This is a genomic window from Parafrankia sp. FMc2 (genome assembly GCF_041008525.1).
Classification (GTDB): Bacteria; Actinomycetota; Actinomycetes; order Frankiales; family Frankiaceae; genus Parafrankia.
On record NZ_JBFLUG010000011.1, the window covers coordinates 22,745 to 39,761 of the forward strand.

The 17,017-nt window shown below is 72.3% G+C and carries 14 protein-coding genes; 1 reads left to right on the top strand and 13 read right to left on the bottom strand.

The annotated features are described in order from the left end of the window. Positions 1-10: 10 nt before the first annotated feature. The 4 genes from infB to rimP all read right to left on the bottom strand — a co-directional run bounded on the left by infB (position 11) and on the right by rimP (position 5,810). Complete coding sequence (infB, locus tag AB1460_RS06450) at positions 11-3,121, bottom strand: translation initiation factor IF-2 (RefSeq protein WP_368959688.1); 3,111 nt, start codon at positions 3,119-3,121, stop codon at positions 11-13. A gap of 229 nt (positions 3,122-3,350) precedes the next feature. Next, complete coding sequence (locus tag AB1460_RS06455) at positions 3,351-3,608, bottom strand: YlxR family protein (RefSeq protein WP_368959743.1); 258 nt, start codon at positions 3,606-3,608, stop codon at positions 3,351-3,353. 130 nt (positions 3,609-3,738) lie between these two features. After that, positions 3,739-4,827, bottom strand: a complete 1,089-nt coding sequence (gene nusA / locus AB1460_RS06460; RefSeq protein WP_368959689.1) for a transcription termination factor NusA — start codon at positions 4,825-4,827, stop codon at positions 3,739-3,741. After that, a complete protein-coding gene (gene rimP, locus AB1460_RS06465) occupies positions 4,824-5,810 on the bottom strand; it encodes a ribosome maturation factor RimP (protein WP_368959690.1) in 987 nt (328 codons plus the stop codon). Before rimP ends, nusA begins: the two co-directional genes overlap by 4 nt. 276 nt (positions 5,811-6,086) lie before the next feature. Here rimP and AB1460_RS06470 point away from each other — a divergent pair, with 276 nt between their 5' ends. After that, a complete protein-coding gene (locus AB1460_RS06470) occupies positions 6,087-7,247 on the top strand; it encodes a DUF4439 domain-containing protein (protein ID WP_368959691.1) in 1,161 nt (386 codons plus the stop codon). Positions 7,248-7,302: 55 nt separating this feature from the next. Here the strand turns inward: AB1460_RS06470 and AB1460_RS06475 are convergent, their stop codons facing one another. From AB1460_RS06475 to dxr, 9 genes are all read right to left on the bottom strand, one after another. Next, complete coding sequence (locus AB1460_RS06475) at positions 7,303-8,244, bottom strand: HAD family hydrolase (protein WP_368959692.1); 942 nt, start codon at positions 8,242-8,244, stop codon at positions 7,303-7,305. A gap of 20 nt (positions 8,245-8,264) precedes the next feature. Then, positions 8,265-8,720 (bottom strand): RrF2 family transcriptional regulator, encoded by a 456-nt coding sequence (locus AB1460_RS06480; protein ID WP_018640643.1) that lies wholly within the window; start codon positions 8,718-8,720, stop codon positions 8,265-8,267. 125 nt (positions 8,721-8,845) lie between these two features. Further along, positions 8,846-9,940 (bottom strand): ABC transporter permease, encoded by a 1,095-nt coding sequence (locus tag AB1460_RS06485; RefSeq protein ID WP_368959693.1) that lies wholly within the window; start codon positions 9,938-9,940, stop codon positions 8,846-8,848. Further along, positions 9,930-10,691 carry an ABC transporter ATP-binding protein gene (locus AB1460_RS06490; protein ID WP_368959694.1) on the bottom strand — a complete coding sequence of 254 codons (762 nt, stop codon included), beginning with the start codon at positions 10,689-10,691 and terminating at the stop codon, positions 9,930-9,932. The genes AB1460_RS06485 and AB1460_RS06490 overlap by 11 nt, the downstream gene beginning before the upstream one ends. A 136-nt stretch (positions 10,692-10,827) precedes the next feature. After that, the gene (locus AB1460_RS06495) at positions 10,828-11,901 is read right to left on the bottom strand and encodes an ABC transporter substrate-binding protein (RefSeq protein WP_368959695.1); all 1,074 of its coding nucleotides are present in this window, start codon (positions 11,899-11,901) and stop codon (positions 10,828-10,830) included. 297 nt (positions 11,902-12,198) lie between these two features. Beyond that, positions 12,199-13,050 (bottom strand): GNAT family N-acetyltransferase, encoded by an 852-nt coding sequence (locus AB1460_RS06500; RefSeq protein ID WP_368959696.1) that lies wholly within the window; start codon positions 13,048-13,050, stop codon positions 12,199-12,201. 25 nt (positions 13,051-13,075) lie between these two features. Continuing rightward, positions 13,076-14,233 (bottom strand): flavodoxin-dependent (E)-4-hydroxy-3-methylbut-2-enyl-diphosphate synthase, encoded by a 1,158-nt coding sequence (ispG, locus tag AB1460_RS06505; RefSeq protein ID WP_368959697.1) that lies wholly within the window; start codon positions 14,231-14,233, stop codon positions 13,076-13,078. Between the two features lie 222 nt (positions 14,234-14,455). Further along, complete coding sequence (locus AB1460_RS06510) at positions 14,456-15,637, bottom strand: M50 family metallopeptidase (RefSeq protein WP_368959698.1); 1,182 nt, start codon at positions 15,635-15,637, stop codon at positions 14,456-14,458. Further along, positions 15,637-16,887, bottom strand: a complete 1,251-nt coding sequence (dxr, locus tag AB1460_RS06515) for a 1-deoxy-D-xylulose-5-phosphate reductoisomerase (RefSeq protein ID WP_071082534.1) — start codon at positions 16,885-16,887, stop codon at positions 15,637-15,639. The genes AB1460_RS06510 and dxr overlap by 1 nt, the downstream gene beginning before the upstream one ends. Between the last annotated feature and the right edge of the window lie 130 nt (positions 16,888-17,017).

Below are 17,017 nucleotides of genomic sequence, written 5' to 3' on the forward strand. Positions count from 1 at the left end.
CACCGCCGGATCAGGTGCGGGCAACCTCCCGCTGCTCGAAGGTCTCGATCACGTCATCGATCTTGATGTCGTTGAACGACCCGAGACCGATACCGCACTCGTAGCCCTCGCGGACCTCCGTCGCGTCGTCCTTGAACCGCTTGAGCGAGTCGACGGTGAGATTGTCCGCGACCACCACACCGTCCCGGATGAGCCGGGCCTTGGTGTTGCGGCGGATGATGCCGGAGCGGACGAGCGAACCGGCGACGTTGCCGACCCGGGGGACCCGGAAGACCTCGCGGACCTCCGCGGTACCGAGCTGGGCCTCTTCGTACACCGGCTTGAGCATGCCCTTGAGGGCGTTCTCGATGTCCTCGATGGCCTGGTAGATCACCGAGTAGTAGCGGACCTCCACGCCCTCGCGGTCGGCCAGCTCCGTCGCCTTGCCCTGCGGGCGGACGTTGAAGCCGATGATGACCGCGTCCGAGGCCGACGCCAGCATGACGTTGGTCTCGGTGATCGCGCCGACACCACGGTCGATGATCCGCAGACCGACCTCGTCGCCGACGTCGATCTTGAGCAGGGCGTCCTCGAGGGCTTCGACCGAACCCGACACGTCACCCTTGAGGATGAGGTTGAGCTGGGTCTTCTCGCCCTCCTTCATCCGCTCGAGGATGCTCTCCAGCGTCGGGCGACCGCGGCTCAGCGCCAGCTCGGCGTTGCGCTCACGGGCCTGCCTGCGCTCGGCGATCTGCCGGGCGACCCGGTCCTCGGGTACGACGAGGAAGTTGTCGCCGGCGTCGGGAACGCTGGTGAAACCGAGCACCTGCACGGGCCGCGCCGGGCCCGCCTCGGTGACCTGCGCGCCGTTCTCGTCGAGCATCGCACGCACGCGGCCGAAGGCCTCGCCAGCGACGACCGAGTCACCGACACGCAGGGTCCCGCGCTGGACCAGCACCGTCGCTACCGGGCCACGGCCACGGTCGAGGCGGCCTTCGATCGCCACACCCTGAGCCTCGGTGCCAGTCGGCGCCTGCAGGTCGAGGGATGCGTCGGCGGTCAGGATGACCGCCTCCAGCAGAGCGTCGATACCGGTCCGGTTGCGCGCGGAGACGTCGACGAACATCGTGTCGCCGCCGTACTCCTCGGCGACCAGGCCGTACTCGGTGAGCTGGCCACGGACCTTCGCCGGGTCCGCGCCCTCCTTGTCGACCTTGTTCACCGCCACGACGACCGGCACGCCGGCCGCCTGCGCGTGGTTGAGCGCCTCGACGGTCTGCGGCTTCACACCGTCGTCCGCCGCGACGACGAGGACGACGATGTCGGTCACCTGGGCACCGCGGGCACGCATGGCCGTGAAGGTCTCGTGACCCGGGGTGTCGATGAAGGTGATCGGCCGCTCGTCGCCGTCGACCACCGCCCGCACCTGGTAGGCGCCGATGTGCTGGGTGATCCCGCCGGCCTCGCCACCGACGACGTCCGTGGAGCGGACCGCGTCGAGCAGCTTCGTCTTTCCGTGGTCGACGTGACCCATGACCGTCACGACCGGCGGACGGGTACCCATCTCGACGTCGTCGCCGTACTCGCCGCCGAACGAGAGGTCGAAGCTCTCCAGGAGCTCCTTGTCCTCGTCCTCCGGGCTGACGATCTGGACCTCGTAGCCGAGCGTCACGCCAAGCAGCTGCAACGTCTCGTCGGTGCAGGACTGGGTGGCCGTGACCATCTCACCCAGCTGGGTGAACACCACCTGGACAAGAGCGCCGGGGTTGGCGTCGATCTTGTCGGCGAAGTCCGCGAGCGACGCGCCGCGGGGCAGCCGGATCGCCTGCCCGTTGCCGCGAGGGACCATCGCCCCCATGCGCGGCGCCTCGAGCCCGCTCTCCCATTCCTGCCGCTTCGCGCGCTTGGACTTGCGCTGCCGGCCGGGACGCCCACGGCCACCGGGGCCGAAGGCACCCGCCGTGGTACCACCGCGACCGCGGCCACCAGCGGCCGGACGACCGCCACCACCGGGACCGCCACCACCGGGACGACCGGGAGCGCCACCGCCACCGCCGCCGGGACGACCGGGCGCACCGCCACGGCCGGCGAACCCGCCGCCACCGCCTGGGCGCGGACCGCCGCCACCGCCGCCACCGGGACGGCCCGGCGCGCCACCCGGACGCCCGGGAGCGCCACCGGCAGGCCGGGGCTGGAACATTCCCGCGTTGGGGCGCGGACCACCGGAGCCACCGGGACGCGGCGGCATCGAGCCCGGCGACGGACGCTGACCACCGGAACCGCCGGGACGCGGCGGCATCGAGCCCGGCGACGGACGCGGACCGCCCGGGCCACCCGGACGCGGGCCACCCGGACGCGGGCCACCCGGACGCGGGGCGCCGGGCCGCGGCGGAGCCGACGGCGAGCCGCCCTGGCCGGAGCCGGCACGCGGACCGGCCGACGGGGAGGTGAAGGGGTTGTTGCCGGCACCGGCCGGGCGGGGACCCGGCCTGGGGCCGGGACGCGGGCCGCTGCCGGGACCACCCTGCCCGGGGCCACCGGGACGCGGCCGACCCTGCTGGGCCGGGCCGGGACGCGGGCCACCCGCGGTCGGGCTCGCCGGGCCGGGACGCGGCCCGGAGGCACCCGGAGCGCCGGGAGCACCCGGAGCCGGCGGGGTCGCCGGCGCCGGAGGCGCGGGCGCGGCCGGAGCCGCCGAGGCAGCGATCGGACGGGGCGCCTGCGGCTGGGCCGCGGGCGGCGGAGCGATCGGAGCCGGCGGACTCACCGGAGGCTGCGGGGGCTGCGGGGGGGCCGGCGGGCCGGGACGCGCCGCAGCGGGCGCGGGGCCAGGACGGCCGGGCACGGGCCGGGCACCGGCGGGGCCGGGACGACCAGGCATGGGGCCGGGACGACCAGGCACAGGACCTGGGCGAGGCGGCGGAGTGGGCCGGGCCCCGTTACCGGGACGGCCCCCGGAACGGCCCGCGGCGCCGGAGCCTTCCGCGGGGAAGGCCTCCTTGAGCTTGCGGACCACAGGTGCCTCGACAGTGGACGAGGCGGACTTCACGAACTCACCAAGGTCCTTCAGCTTGGCAAGCACGGTCTTGCTGTCGACGCCGAGCTCTTTCGCGAGCTCATGTACGCGGGCCTTTCCTGCCACGGTGCTCCTTCGTTCGGCCCGCGGTCCATGCCCGCGTGACCTCGTTACCTGCTGGTGATCATGGTTGCGTTCTCACTGCGCGGTCATCGCTGTCTCGACCTGCTTCCATGTCGACGTCGATCTGGCGTCGCCTACCGGCGCGAACCACCCGAACCGATCCCCACCGGAACGGATACCGCACCGCTGTCTCACCCGGACACCGCCACTTCGCGGCGCCCGCCCCTCTGTTCTACATGCTGCTGTTGCGCGTCCGCTGCTCCAGATGTGCTCTGACCTGATTCAGCCCGAGCGGCCCGGAGACCCGCAGCGCCCGCGGGAACGCCTTACGGCGCTCCGCGAGATCGACGCACGTGGGGTCGGGGTGCACGTGGGCGCCCCGGCCCTGCATTCGGCGGCGGACATCCGGGAGGAGCTCGCCACCGACCACGACGATACGCAACAGGCTCGACCGCGCCACCCGGCTTCGACAACCGACACAGGTACGAATCGGTCCAGAGTCCCCCGGTGGCCCCTGCTCGGCATTCGACTTCCCGGCATCCGACTTCGATGCACGGGCTTTCGATGCACGAGCGGGAGTCACCCGGGGAGCCGGCTCCGCACGGCGCGCCATGATAAGTCTATCCCGTTGCGCCCCGAGAGTGGCCGCCCATGGCGGAGGACCTCCGTGGGCCGCCCCCGGATCCGTTGTTCCGGGGCGTGTTGTCCCCGGTCGGCCGCTCGGCACGCTCCCCGCTCCCCTCGGTGTCGGAGTGGATGTCGATCCGCCACCCGGTGAGCCTCGCGGCGAGCCGGGCGTTCTGGCCCTCCCGGCCGATCGCGAGCGACAGCTGGTAGTCGGGCACGACGACCCTTGCCGACCGGCTCGCCAGGTCGGTGACCTCCACCCGCGACACCCGCGCCGGGGAGAGTGCGCTGCCGACGAAGGTCGCCGGGTCGCCCGACCAGTCGACAATGTCGATCTTCTCGCCGTGGAGCTCTGCCATGACCGCCCGGACCCGGCTGCCCATCGGGCCGATACAGGCGCCCTTCGGGTTCACCCCGGACGCCTTCGAACGAACCGCGATCTTGGTGCGGTGGCCAGCCTCCCGGGCGATCGCCGCCAGCTCGACCGTGCCGTCGGCGACCTCGGGCACCTCGAGCCGGAACAGCCCCTTGACCAGCTCCGGATGGGTGCGGGAGAGCGTCACGGTCGGCCCGTGCGCACCACGGGACACGTGCACGACGTAGCACTTGATCCGATCACCGTGCTCGAGCCGCTCGCCGGGGACCTGCTCGGCCGGCGGCAGGACACCTTCCACCGTGCCGAGGTCGACCAGGACCACCCGGGAACCGGCTCGCTGCTCGTGGTGCTGGACCACGCCGGAGACCACCTCGTGCTCGCGATCCGCGTACTGGCCGTAGGTCACCTCCTGCTGCGCCTCACGCAGGCGCTGCATGATGACCTGCTTGGCGGTCATGGTGGCGATCCGGCCGAAGTCCGCGGGCGTGTCGTCCCACTCCCTGGGGGTACCGTCCGGCCCGTTCTCCCGCGCGAAGACCGCGACCTCACCGCTGGTGCGGTTGATCACCACCCGGGCGTCCTCGGCGGAGCCACTGGTGTGTTTGTAGGCGGTCAGCAACGCGGTCTCGATCGCCTCGACAAGAGTGTCGAAGGCGATCTCCTTCTCGCGCTCGATTCCCCGCAGTGCAGCGACGTCGAGCTTCACCGGTTCATCTCCTTGCCGTCCCGGCCGCTCGGGCCCGCAACCGCGCCCACGGCACCATGATCCTGCACCAGCTCATCGGGGGGCGGCACGGTGTGCCCGGCCTCCGCCGCGACCGCGCCCCCCGCACCGCTCCCGGCGGTCGCCGACCCGGCGACGTCGCCCGGATCGTCCACTCCGTCGGTGTCGTCCGAGTCGTGGACGTCGTCGAGGTCGTGGACGTCATCCGCATCGTCGACGTCGTCCGCGTCCTCGGAATCGTCCGCGTCATCAAAGTCGTCGAAGTCGTCGAGATCCGTGTCGGTGACGTCCTCGGGGCCGACGACCGGGTCTCCGCCCGCCTCCCTGTCGCGCTGGTCGGCATCCGCGGCCGACCCGAACTCGACCTGGACGGTCGCCCGGGTCACGGTGTCGTAGACCACCCGCTCCACCCGGGTCCGGGCAGGCCGGCCGCGGCGGGCCGGCCCGGTGGGAACCGCGAGGTCAGCACCCTCGTCGTCGGCCGAAAGCACCCTGCCCTCGACGTCGCCGCCATCAGAGCGCCGAACGAGCACCACCCGCCCGACGGCCCGGCGCCAGTGCCTCGGAGCCAGCAGCGGCCGGTCAACACCGGGCGACGTCACCTCCAGCACGTAGGGCCCGGCGAGTGGCCCGCCGGCACCGCCCTCGGCCTCGTCGTCCAGGGCGGCGGAGACCAGCCTGCTGGCCGCGGCGACAGCGTCGAGATCGATCCCGCCCTCACGGTCGACGGCGACTCGGACCACACTGCGCGAACCCGCCCGTGAGACGGCGACGTCCTCGAGATCGAAACCCTCGGCGGCCAACGCGGGCTCCAGCCTGCGCCGCAGCTCCACCCGCGCGGCCTCGTTCGCCGCCGCAGTTGCTGCCCGGCTGCCTCCCGCGGAGGCCTGCGTCCTTCCGGTGCCTCGGGACGGCGCCGTCGGCCGACGGACCCCCGCCCGGCCGGAGTCTCCCGTCCTAGCCACCTCGCCCGTTCCTTCCCGCGCCGACTCGGCGCCCCTGACCGTGGCCGCATGCCACCCGGCCTCGTCGGTGACCGGCCGTGGAAACGGCGCAGGGGGACAGGGCCGTCATCCCGGACAGGCAGCGCCCCCCGCGTCAAGCGTCCAGCGTCACACCGCCGAGATCCTTAGCCTACGTCCGTCGGCACAGGTCTCCAATCGCGGGCCGTCCGCGCAGCAGTGACAGCAGGGCGGGCCACGCCGGCCAGAGGCCGCGGGCTGATGTGCGAAGCTCCAGCGGTGTCCACAGCAAGCGGCACCGGGCCGTCGCGCCGGGCCTTTCTGGCTGCCGTCCCGGTGGTCAGCGCCGGTGCGGCCGTCCTCGCCGCCGCTGCCGGCTGCACCGGGTCGGCGCCCACCGCCCCCGGGCCCACCGCCAGCCCGGCCGATGTGGCCGCGGCGACCGACGCCCACGCCCGGGAGACCGCCCTGCTGGCGGCCTACGACACCGCGATCGACGAGCATCCCGCCCTCGCCGGGGCGCTGCGGGCGATCCGCGCGCACCACGCCGACCATGCCCGCGCGCTGGTCGCGCTCGGCCTGCCCGGGGTGGGCGCGGTTGCCGGCAGCGGACGTCCGAACAGCGCGGCGGGTTCGGGCAGCATCGGCCCGAGCACCACCACCGGCCCGGCCTCCGTGGGCGGAAGCACCGGGCCGCCTGGCACAGCGATGGTTCCCCCGCCCGCGGACGGCATCCCGGCCGGCGACACCGTTGCGGCACGGGCAGCCGCCCTCAGCGCCCTCGCCGGGCTCGAGCACACAACCGCCACGGCACACCGGACCGGCGCTCTGGCCGCCGGCTCCGGGCTCGCGCCGCTGCTGGGCAGCCTGTGCGCCGCCGAGTCCGGGCACGCCGAGCTGGTCGCAGCGGCCGGCGGAGCGGCCGACGGAGCGCTCGCCGGCGGGCCCGCCACCGACGATGCCTCCACCGCAGGCGAGGGGCAGGCCGGCGGAGCCGCCGCGGTCGCGGCGCTGGCGACGATGCTGTCGGCGGCGCACGCGGCCGTCTTCGCGACGGCGGCGGCAGGCGGTGCACTCGCGCCGCTGGGCGCACCGGCCCAGCCAGCTCGCTCCCTTGCCCGGGCCGCCCACGATGATCACCGTGCGCTGCGGGACGTGCTCGTCGCGGCGCTGCGGGCCCACGGCACGACGCCGCCGGCAGCGCTGCCCGCGTACCGCCTGCCGGTCGAGCCGGCCGGGGTCGAGGGTTCAGTCGACCTGCTTTCCCGCGTCGAGGACCAGTCCGCCGTCTCGGCCGGCGCCGCCGTCGGCGCGCTGACCGGCGCCGACCGCGAGCTGGCCGTGGACGCCCTCGTCGCCATGGCGCTGCGCGGCCAGCGGGCGCGGCTGGCCGCGGGCGTGGCCCCGGAGGCGGCAGGCCCGGCCTTCCCCGGCCGCTGACCTGCCGTGCGCGGGCACCTGCCGTGCGCGGGCACCTGCCGGGTGGCGGTCGCGATCAGCGGGGCGGAGGGGTGCCCGGGCGTGCGGCGCCGAACGCGTCCAGGACCTCGAGCAGTTGTCCGAGCCGGCCGATCACCGCGTCCGCGGGTAGCTTCCCCGCGCGGCCGGCCATCTCCGGATTCACCGCGTCGGAGCCACCGTCGCGGACGAGAACGGTCCGCATTCCGGCCGCCCGGGCCCCACGGATGTCGGTCCGCACCCGGTCACCGACGAACAGCACGCGGGACGGATCACCGATCCCCAGCGCGTCGAGGGCCGCCTGGAACGCGATCGGATGGGGCTTGTCGAACGGAAGATCGCTGGTGTAGACCCTGGCGTGGAAGAGATCCAGCAGGCCGTCGCGCTGCAGCATGCGCTCGTGCCACAGCCGCGGCCACCGGGTGTTCGTCAGCAGGCCGATGAGCAGGCCACGGGCCCGGACGAGGTGGACCAGCAGCAGTGCCTCGGGGTCGCACATCGTGTGCGGGGTCCAGGCCGTGAGGTCACGCCGGGACGCGGCCTGCACGACTGCCGCGGCCACGTCCACGCCCAGCCGGGCGGAGGCCGCCGCCAGCAGCTCGGCGATCGAGCCCGTCATCCCGCCCTCCGACCCGTTGCCGGCGTGGCCGCCGGCGGCGTCGCGGGAGTTCCACCACGACGCCTCCAGCCCGGCCAGGATGGCGGTGATCTCGTCTGCCTGCGGCGGAGAGATCTCCAGGGCCGCCAGTCGCCACAGGTCGAGCAGGTCCACGTCGTGGAAGGGGGTGAGCGTGCCTCCCCAGTCGAAGACGACCGCGGCCAACTGCCCGGGACCGCCGGTCGGGGCAGCGCCACCGGTCGGGGTGGGACCGTCGGCCGGGACGGGGCCGCCCGCCATCGGGCCGGCAGCCGTGTCCGCGCCGGCAGCGGCGTGCGTGCCGGGATCCCCGTCCGGGGCGAACCACGAGAAACCCACCATGCACCGCGCTATCTCTGTCGCTATCTCGTCGACCAGGCGTCCGGCTCCTCGCGCAGCTCACAGACGATGTCGGGAAGCTTCCCACTGGCGACGTCCGCGAGGGTGACGGATTCGAGCACTCTGCGCAGGTTGACGCGGACAGCGATCCAGACATCCTGCAGATGCTTCGCCGCGCCCTCGTAGTGTGCGTTCTCCGGCGGCCGGCCGCGCACGCTGGCCAGCGGGCCGTCGGTGGCCCGGATCACGGTGGCGATCGTGATCTCCTCGGCCGGGCGACACAGCTGGTAGCCGCCGTCCGCCCCGCGGCGGCTCTGCACCAGACCGCTGCGGCGCAGGTCGGTAAGGATGTTCTCGAGGAAACGCAGGGGGAGGTCCTGAGCCGAGGCGAGCGTCTCCCCCTTGACGAGGTTGCCGTCCGAAGCGGCGAGCGTGAGCAGGGCCCGCAGTGCATAGTCGGCCCGGGCGGAGATCTGCATAACACCATCTTGCCCGCCAGTGCTGCGGGCAGCCTTCCCGTGGGTTCCCTGGCAGGCCGCCTGGCCGCCCGTTGGCCTGCCTCCCGCCCGGTGCCGGCCGGCACCGGGCGAGGGCCGGGCCGCTGTCAGACCGCTGACGTGTCCACGCCGGAGTGCGGTCCGGCCGGGCCGGTCGGGCCGGTCGGGCCGGTCGGGCCGGTCGGCCCCGCAGACCCGTCCTTCGGCCGGCTGTTCTGAGAGCCGCGGGCCGCCTTCACCGCGTTCGAGCCTTCGGCGATGAGACCGCGACGCTCCCGCATCCGCCGGTCGAGAACGTTGAACGCCGCGTCGACGACGACACCGATCACGAAGATCGTCAGCATCGAGACCATCACGCCGACGGTGTCGGAGAGGTCGCGGGCGTTCTGCAGGTTCGCGCCGATCGACGGGTGGCCGGGGACGATGACGATCAGCTCACCGGCCATCAGGCTGCGCCAGGCGAACGCCCAGCCCTGCTTGAGGCCGGCGAGGACCGAGGGGAACGCGGCAGGCGCGACCACGTACCGGTACAGCGCGAAGCCGCTGGCGCCCATGCTGCGCCCGACCCGGACCAGCAGCGGCGGGACGTAGTCGACGCCGTAGATGACCCCGTTCGCCACGGAAGGCGCCGCGCCCAGCACCACGACGAACATGATCGCCGACTCGTTGAGCTGGAAGAGCAGGATCGCGAGCGGGACCCAGACCACCGACGGCATCGTCTGCAGCGCGGTGATGAACGAGCCCACGGCCGCGCGCAGCAGGCCGAACCGGGCGACCGCCAGGCCGACGATCCCGCCGAGGACGACGGCCACGGCGTAGCCCTCGGCGGCCCGGGTCAACGTCCGGCCGAACGCGTCCCAGAACTCGGAGGTGCCGAGCTGCTCGAAGAACTCCGGCAGGGTGTCCCCGGGGCCGGGCAGCACGTAGGTGGGCTTCCACCCGGACCAGACCACGATCTGCCAGACGAGCAGGAACATCCCGAAGGCTGCGAGCTTCGGCCAGGTCGAGGCCCACACCCGGCCCACGGTGGGACGCTGGGAGCGCACCGGGATGTCGAGTGCGTCCAGCCCGGCGAGGGTCTCGTCCGACTCCCGCGGCGCCGACGGGGCGCTGCCACGGGTGACCGCGTCCGGCGCGGACGAGCGAACCGCCCCGTTCCCGTCACGGATCGTGGTGACGCTCGCGTCGATGTCAGTGGCCATGACGCGCGACCTCCTCCCGGAGCCGCGCCGTCACGACGGAGGCGAGCTCGGACACCTGGGGCTGATCGATGCGACGGGGCCGTTCGATCGGCACATCGAAGATCTCCGCGACCCGGCCGGGCCGGGAGGAGAGCAGGACGATCCGGTCACCGAGACGCACGGCCTCCCGCACGTCGTGCGTGACGAACAGGACGGTGATCCCCGTCTCCCGCCAGATGCGCTCGAGCTCGTCGTGGAGGAGGTCGCGCGTCATCGCGTCGAGGGCTCCGAACGGCTCGTCCATGCACAGGATGTCCGCCTCCTGGGCAAACGCCCGCGCAAGGCTCACCCGCTGGCGCATCCCGCCGGAAAGCTCATGGGGGCGCCGGTTCGCCTGGCCGGCGAGCCGGACCATCGTCAGCAGCTCGTCGACGCGCTCCGCACGCCGGGCCTTCGGCACGCGCCGCAGCTTCAGCGGCACCTCCACGTTGCCGCCAGCGGTCAGCCAGGGCAGCAGGGCCGAGTCCTGGAACATCATCCCGACCCGGCGGCCACCGGTGTCCACCGTCCCCGCAGTGGGCTGGTCGAGCCCGGCAACCAGGCTGAGCAGCGTCGACTTGCCGCAGCCCGAGGCGCCCAGCAAACAGACGAACTCACCGGGACGGACATCCAGGTGGATGTCGTCGAGGGCGCGGACCTGACCGGTACCGGAGCCGAAGACCCGGCTGACGCCGTCGATCCGCAGCGCCGTGTCCGTCGCGAGCGCCGTCACGAGCTTGCTCCCCTCGGTGGTTCACGATCTTGCAGGGTCCCCACGCGATCGATCCCGGCGGGGCGGCCCGCCGGGATCGACTCCGCCGGGTCCGCCGTGTCCATCCGGCCGGATGGACACGGCGGACCCGGCGGACCTACTTGTCAGCGACCGCCGGATCACCGGCGGCGGTGAGAAGCCGGTTGAGGATGGTCAGGTCGAAGATCCCGTCGAGCTGCGGGTCCTCGATGAGGCCGAGCTCCTCCTGGTGTGCCGCGGAGGTGAACAGCGACGTCGCGACCGGGTCGGGGCCGAAGGTCAGGCCCTTCCAGGCGGAGGTGACCACGTCGTCGGCGAGGGGCTTGCCGGTGAGCGTCTCGAGCGCATCGTTCGCGGCGGTCTGCCCGGCCGCCGGGTCGGCGTTGAGCTGGTCGATCACGGAGATGTTGGCCGCGATGAGCCGCTCGATGATCTGCGGGTTCCTCTCCAGGTAGTCCGTGCGGACGAGCAGGACCGTGGTGACGAACTTCCCGTCCGTCTCGGGCCATTCGTCTGCCTCGTCGACGAGCACGGTGCCGCCCTCGGCGACCAGGCGGGACGCGACGGGCTCGGGCACCCAGGCACCGTCGATGGCACCGGACTTGAAGGCGTCGACCGTGACCGAGTTCTCCTGCGGGCGGATCGAGACGTCGCCGCCGCCCTTGGTGTCGGTCTTCAGCCCGTTCTTCTGGAGGAAGAAGCGCAGCGCCACGTCCTGGGTGTTGCCGAGGCTCGGCGTCGCCAGCGTCTTGCCGCGCAGCTGCTCAACCGAGGTGATCTCCGGCTTCACCACCAGCGCCGCGCCGCCGGCGGTCACGCCGGAGACGATGCGGATCGCCTCGCCCTTCGACCTGATAAACGTGTTCACGGCCGGGTTCGGGCCGATGAAGCCGGCGTCGAGCGCACCGGAAAGGATCGCCTCCGCCTCCTGGACCCCCGAGTTGAAGGTCTTGGGCTCCAGCTTCACGCCGGCGCCGAGTTCCCTGGCGAAGGTGCCCTGCTCAACGCCGACGAGCGCCGGGGCGTGGGTGAGGTTCGGGAAGTAGCCGAGGCGGAGGGTTCCCGTCACCTCCCCGCTGGCCGACACGGATTCTGATCCCCCGTCGTCGCCCGAGCAGGCGGTCACCGCCAGCGCAAGCGCACCGGCAGCAACCAGTGGCACGAACCGCTGCCACAGCCTCTTGGGCTTCATCACGTTCCGTTACCCTTTCAACACTCTCGGCGCACAGCAAATGTCGATCACATGCGTCAAGTCGATTGGAGACATCGGGAAGGTAAGGATGCCAGACAAGCGCACATCTCGCCATCGGAATTCACACGGATGACACCATGCTCCACCAAGCGTGAAACAGCGCTTACGCAGTGCGTTACCCGCTTGTACACAGCGAGACGGAATCCTTCCCGCGGAAAGCGGGACGCACGCGGCGGACGCGTCAGAGCCCGCCCTGGTCACGGGCGGGCTCGACAGCGGCGGGAGCTGATCGAAAGATCAGAAGAGGATCGAGGCGAACGTACCCACACGCTCGAAACCGACGCGCTCGTACGCGCGGCGCGCGGAGTGGTTGAAGTCGTTCACGTAGAGGCTCACGATCGGCGCGAACATCGAGCGCGCCAGGGCGACGACACTGGCGGTCCCGGCGGCGCCGAGGCCGCGCCCGCGCAGCGCCGGGTCGACCCACACGCCCTGGATCTGGCAGACGTCGCCGGCGACCGCGCCGATCTCCGCCTTGAAGAGCACCCGGCCGTGCTCGATGCGGGCGAACGACCGGCGCTGCCCGACGAACTCAGCGACGCGGGAGCGGTAGAGCGCGCCGCCGTCCGGCCCGACCGGCGAGACGCCGATCTCCTCGGTGAACATCGCGATGCAGGCGGGAAGAAGCACATCCAGCTCATCCGGACGGACGAGGCGGACCGACCGGTCGGGCGCGAGGTGCGGCGGGGCGTCGATGGCGAGTAAGGGCTGCTCGCCGCGGATCTCGCGGGCCGGGCCCCAGACCGGCTCGAGGAAACGCCACATCGCGGACACCGCCGAGCCGACCCCGACGATGGACGAGCAGCGGCGGCCCTGGCGGCGGGCCCGCTCGGCGAACAGCCTCGCCGAGTCCGGGCCCGCTGCCACGGGCCAGAGGTTCGCGCCGGAGTAACACAGGGCCGCGAGGCTGCCATCCACCGTGTGGCCCCACACCTCGGCGCCGAGGCGCCAGGGATCCAGACCACATGCAGCCACCCGGGACGCGACGAAGACATCCGCGATCGGGTTACGGCTCAGCAGCTCGGTGACGGCAGGAAGATCCCTGTCGTCGAGCAGCCGGGTCGGTGCGGAACGCAGCGGCAGACCCATCCAGCCCTTCCAGGTTGCTAGGTTGCTAGGAGGCCACGGAGACCGAGGGCGAGCCGGAGGCCGCGCCGTTGGCCTCCATCTCCTCGGCCAGCCGCATGGCCTCCTCGATGAGAGTCTCCACGATCTGCGCCTCCGGCACCGTCTTAATGACCTTGCCCTTGACGAAGATCTGCCCCTTGCCGTTGCCGGAGGCCACTCCGAGGTCGGCCTCGCGGGCCTCCCCCGGACCGTTGACGACGCAGCCCATGACGGCTACCCGCAGCGGGACCTCCATGCCCTCGAGGCCGGCGCTGACCTCGTTGGCGAGGGTGTAGACGTCGACCTGGGCGCGGCCACAGGCCGGGCAGGAGACGATCTCGAGCCGGCGCTCCTTGAGCCCGAGCGACTCCAGAATCGCCGCGCCGACCTTGATCTCCTCGATCGGAGGAGCCGACAACGAGACCCGGATCGTGTCCCCGATGCCCTCGGCCAGCAGGGCGCCGAAGGCGACCGCCGACTTCACGGTGCCCTGGAACGCCGGGCCGGCCTCGGTGACACCGAGGTGCAGCGGGTAGTCGCAGGCCTGGGCCAGCAGCCGGTAGGCCTGGATCATGATCACAGGGTCGTTGTGCTTCACCGAGATCTTGATGTCCCGGAAGTCGTGCTCCTCGAACAGCGAGGCCTCCCACAGCGCCGACTCTGCCAGCGCCTCCGGGGTGGCCTTCCCGTGCTTCTCCAGCAGGCGCTTGTCGAGCGACCCGGCGTTGACCCCGATCCGGATCGGGATGCCGGCCGCCTTGGCGGCGCGGGCGATCTCGCCGACCTTGTCGTCGAACTGCTTGATGTTGCCCGGGTTCACCCGCACGGCGGCGCAGCCCGCGTCGATCGCGGCGAACACGTACTTCGGCTGGAAGTGGATGTCGGCGATCACCGGGATCGGCGACTTGCGGGCGATCGCCGCGAGCGCGTCGGCGTCGTCCTGGCTGGGGACGGCCACCCGGACGATCTGGCAGCCGGCGGTGGTCAGCTCGGCGATCTGCTGCAGAGTGGCGTTGACGTCCGAGGTCAGCGTGGTGCACATCGACTGGATGGAGACCGGGGCGTCACCTCCGACCGGCACGTTTCCCACCTGGATCTGCCGGCTGACACGCCGGGTTCCAACCGGGCGGGGCGGAGCGGCGGGCATGCCCAGAGTAACGGTCACAATGTCCTCACTGGCGTGTCGGATGCTTTGATCGTCAGTTGGCGACCCGGCCCGGGATGATCCGTCACGGCGATGCCGTTCGGCTCGGTTCGGTCGACCGGGTCAGTCGGCCCCGTGCGGGGCGGCGCGCTCACGACGGCTGGCGGGAGGCCCCTGCCGGATCTACCGGCGACCAGGACACCCGCGAACCACCACCGCGCGCCACCGCGGATACACGGCGGCTCACTGGTTGATGCGGATGGGGTTGACGATGTCGGCGGACAAGATGATCAGGCTGAACCCGACGAGAATGACGACCGTGGCGTACGTGGCTGGTAACAGCTTCGCGAAGTCCACCGGCTGTACCGGGCCGCGGTAGCCGCGCAGCCGCCGCAGGCCGTGCCGAGCCTGCTCGAAGCCGAGCACCGCGATGTGCCCACCGTCGAGCGGGAGCAGCGGCAGCAGGTTGAAGATCCCGATGGCCAGGTTGATCGCGGCGACGAGGACCAGGAAGCTGGCGATCCGGTCGGACCAGTCGTCGTCCGCGGCGGCGACCTCGCCGCCGAGCCGGGCCGCTCCCACCACACTGATGAAACCGCTCTCGTCGCGGTCGTCACCGAAGATGCGGCCGATGTCGTCGATCCGTTCGGTGAACGTTTCGTACATCCCGGTGAAGCCCGAGCCGATGACCTCGAAGGTCTCCGGGACGGCCTCCAGCGGCCCGTAGTGCCGGGTCTCCCGACCCGGGCGGACGCCCAGGGCGCCGACCGGATCCGTGCCCGTACCGCCGGTCTCACGATCCCGCAGGACCTGGACGAGATCGGGCCGCAGGGTCAGGAGCTCGCCGTCCCGGGAGACGACGAGTTCCGCGGGGCCGGGCCCGTGCTCGCGCACGAGCCGGGTGAAGTCCGACCAGGCGGTGATGGCCCTGCCGTCGAAACTCACCACCCGGTCGCCCTCGAGCAGCCCGGCGGCGCCCGCCGGGCCGGGCCCGGTGCATTCGCCCGTGCTCGCGATACAGCTCGTCTGCCCGACGACCGTCTCGCTCGGCTGCTGGGTGCCGAACGACACCAGCACCCCGTAGATCAGCACGATCGCGATGACGAAGTGGACGAACGAGCCCGCGGACATCACGACCAGCCTCGCCCGCGCCCGCGCCTTGTAGAAGGCTCGCGGCTCGTCAGCCGGGTCGATCTCCTCGAGGGAGGTCATCCCCTCGATCTTGACGAACCCGCCGGCGGGGATCGCCTTGACGCCGTACTCGGTCTCCCCGCGCTGCTTCGACCACAGGGTGGGGCCGAAGCCGACGAAGAAGCGGGACGCCTTCATCCCGAAGTGCCGGGCCGTGACGAAGTGCCCGGCCTCGTGCAGGACGACCGAGACGAACAGGGCGAGGACGAACGCGCCGATGCCCAGGGCTGCCATCAAGCACGTCCTCCGGCCGCCACAGGACGCCCGCCGGCCTTCTCGATCAGGCGGTTCGCGGCGGCGCGCGCCTCGCGCTCGACAGCGAACACCTCGTCCAGCGTCGGACGGGCGATCACCTCGTGCGCTCCCACCACCTCGGCCACCAGGTCGACGATACGGACGAACGGCAGCCCGCCCGCGAGGAAGGCGGCGACGGCCTCCTCGTTCGCGGCGTTGAACACCGCCGGGGCCGTGCCACCGAGCCGACCCGCGGTGCGGGCCAGGTCGACCGCCGGGAACGCCACGGTGTCCAGCGGCTCGAAGGTGAGGCTCTGTGACCGCGACCAGTCCATCGGCGGCTGCGCCAACGGCACCCTGTCCGGCCAGCCCAGCGCCAGGGCGATGGGCAGCCGCATGTCCGGCGGGGACACCTGCGCGATGGTCGACCCGTCCGTGAACTCCACCATCGAGTGCACCAGCGACTGCGGGTGGACCACGACCTCGATGTCGTCGTAGGGCACCCCGAAGAACAGGTGCGCCTCGATCAGCTCCAGGCCCTTGTTCATCAGGGTGGCCGAGTTGATCGTGACCAGCGGCCCCATCGCCCACGTCGGGTGCGCGAGGGCCTGCTCCCGGGTGACCTCGGTCAGCTCGTCCCTGCTCCGCCCGCGGAACGGACCACCGCTGGCGGTCAGGACCAGCTTGTGGACCTCCTCGCGCCGGCCGCCACGCAGGCACTGCGCGAGCGCCGAGTGCTCGGAGTCCACCGGCACCAGCCGGTCCGGGTTGCCGCCCAGCGCGTCAAGCACCAGCGGACCACCCGCGACCAGCGATTCCTTGTTCGCCAGCGCCACTGTCGCGCCGGCCTTGAGCGCCGCCAGCGTAGGTGCGAGCCCTACCGAGCCCGACACCCCGTTGAGGACTATGTCCGCCGGCCAGGACGCGATCTCACTGGCCGCATCCGGCCCCGCGAGGATCTTCGGCACCGCGAACTCGCCGCGGCGGTACCCACGCCGGGACGCCTCCGCGAAGAACGCGAGCTGAAGATCCTGCGCCGACGAGGCCGCAGCCACGCCGACCGCCTCGACCCCGAGATCGAGCGCCTGCTCGGCCAGCAGGTCGACCCGCGACCCACCGCCCATCAGCGCCACCACCCGGAATCTGTCCGGGTTGCGGCGTACGACATCTATCGCCTGGGTTCCGATCGAGCCGGTAGACCCGAGCAGAACCACCTCACGCTGGACCGAAGCCTCCGCCACACCGCCCATTCTCGCAGGCCCTTCGACGCTTGGACCGAGGCCTGTTCGGTTCCTGACACGTGCCGCCCGAAGGTGCGCGTTGGGTGTAGCCGCGCCTACCGGGGGTCAACGCCGGATACGCCACCCGACCTGGCCGCTG

What these genes read in the sequence shown, in the direction of transcription:
- AB1460_RS06475 (WP_368959692.1), bottom strand. Translation starts at nt 8,244, where the DNA reads ATGGTGGGTTTCTCGTGGTTCGCCCCGGACGGGGATCCCGGCACGCAC.
- AB1460_RS06480 (WP_018640643.1), bottom strand. Translation starts at nt 8,720, where the DNA reads ATGCAGATCTCCGCCCGGGCCGACTATGCACTGCGGGCCCTGCTCACG.
- AB1460_RS06500 (WP_368959696.1), bottom strand. Translation starts at nt 13,050, where the DNA reads ATGGGTCTGCCGCTGCGTTCCGCACCGACCCGGCTGCTCGACGACAGG.
- AB1460_RS06510 (WP_368959698.1), bottom strand. Translation starts at nt 15,637, where the DNA reads ATGGCAGCCCTGGGCATCGGCGCGTTCGTCCTCGCCCTGTTCGTCTCG.
- AB1460_RS06495 (WP_368959695.1), bottom strand. Translation starts at nt 11,901, where the DNA reads ATGAAGCCCAAGAGGCTGTGGCAGCGGTTCGTGCCACTGGTTGCTGCC.
- AB1460_RS06485 (WP_368959693.1), bottom strand. Translation starts at nt 9,940, where the DNA reads ATGGCCACTGACATCGACGCGAGCGTCACCACGATCCGTGACGGGAAC.
- dxr (WP_071082534.1), bottom strand. Translation starts at nt 16,887, where the DNA reads ATGGGCGGTGTGGCGGAGGCTTCGGTCCAGCGTGAGGTGGTTCTGCTC.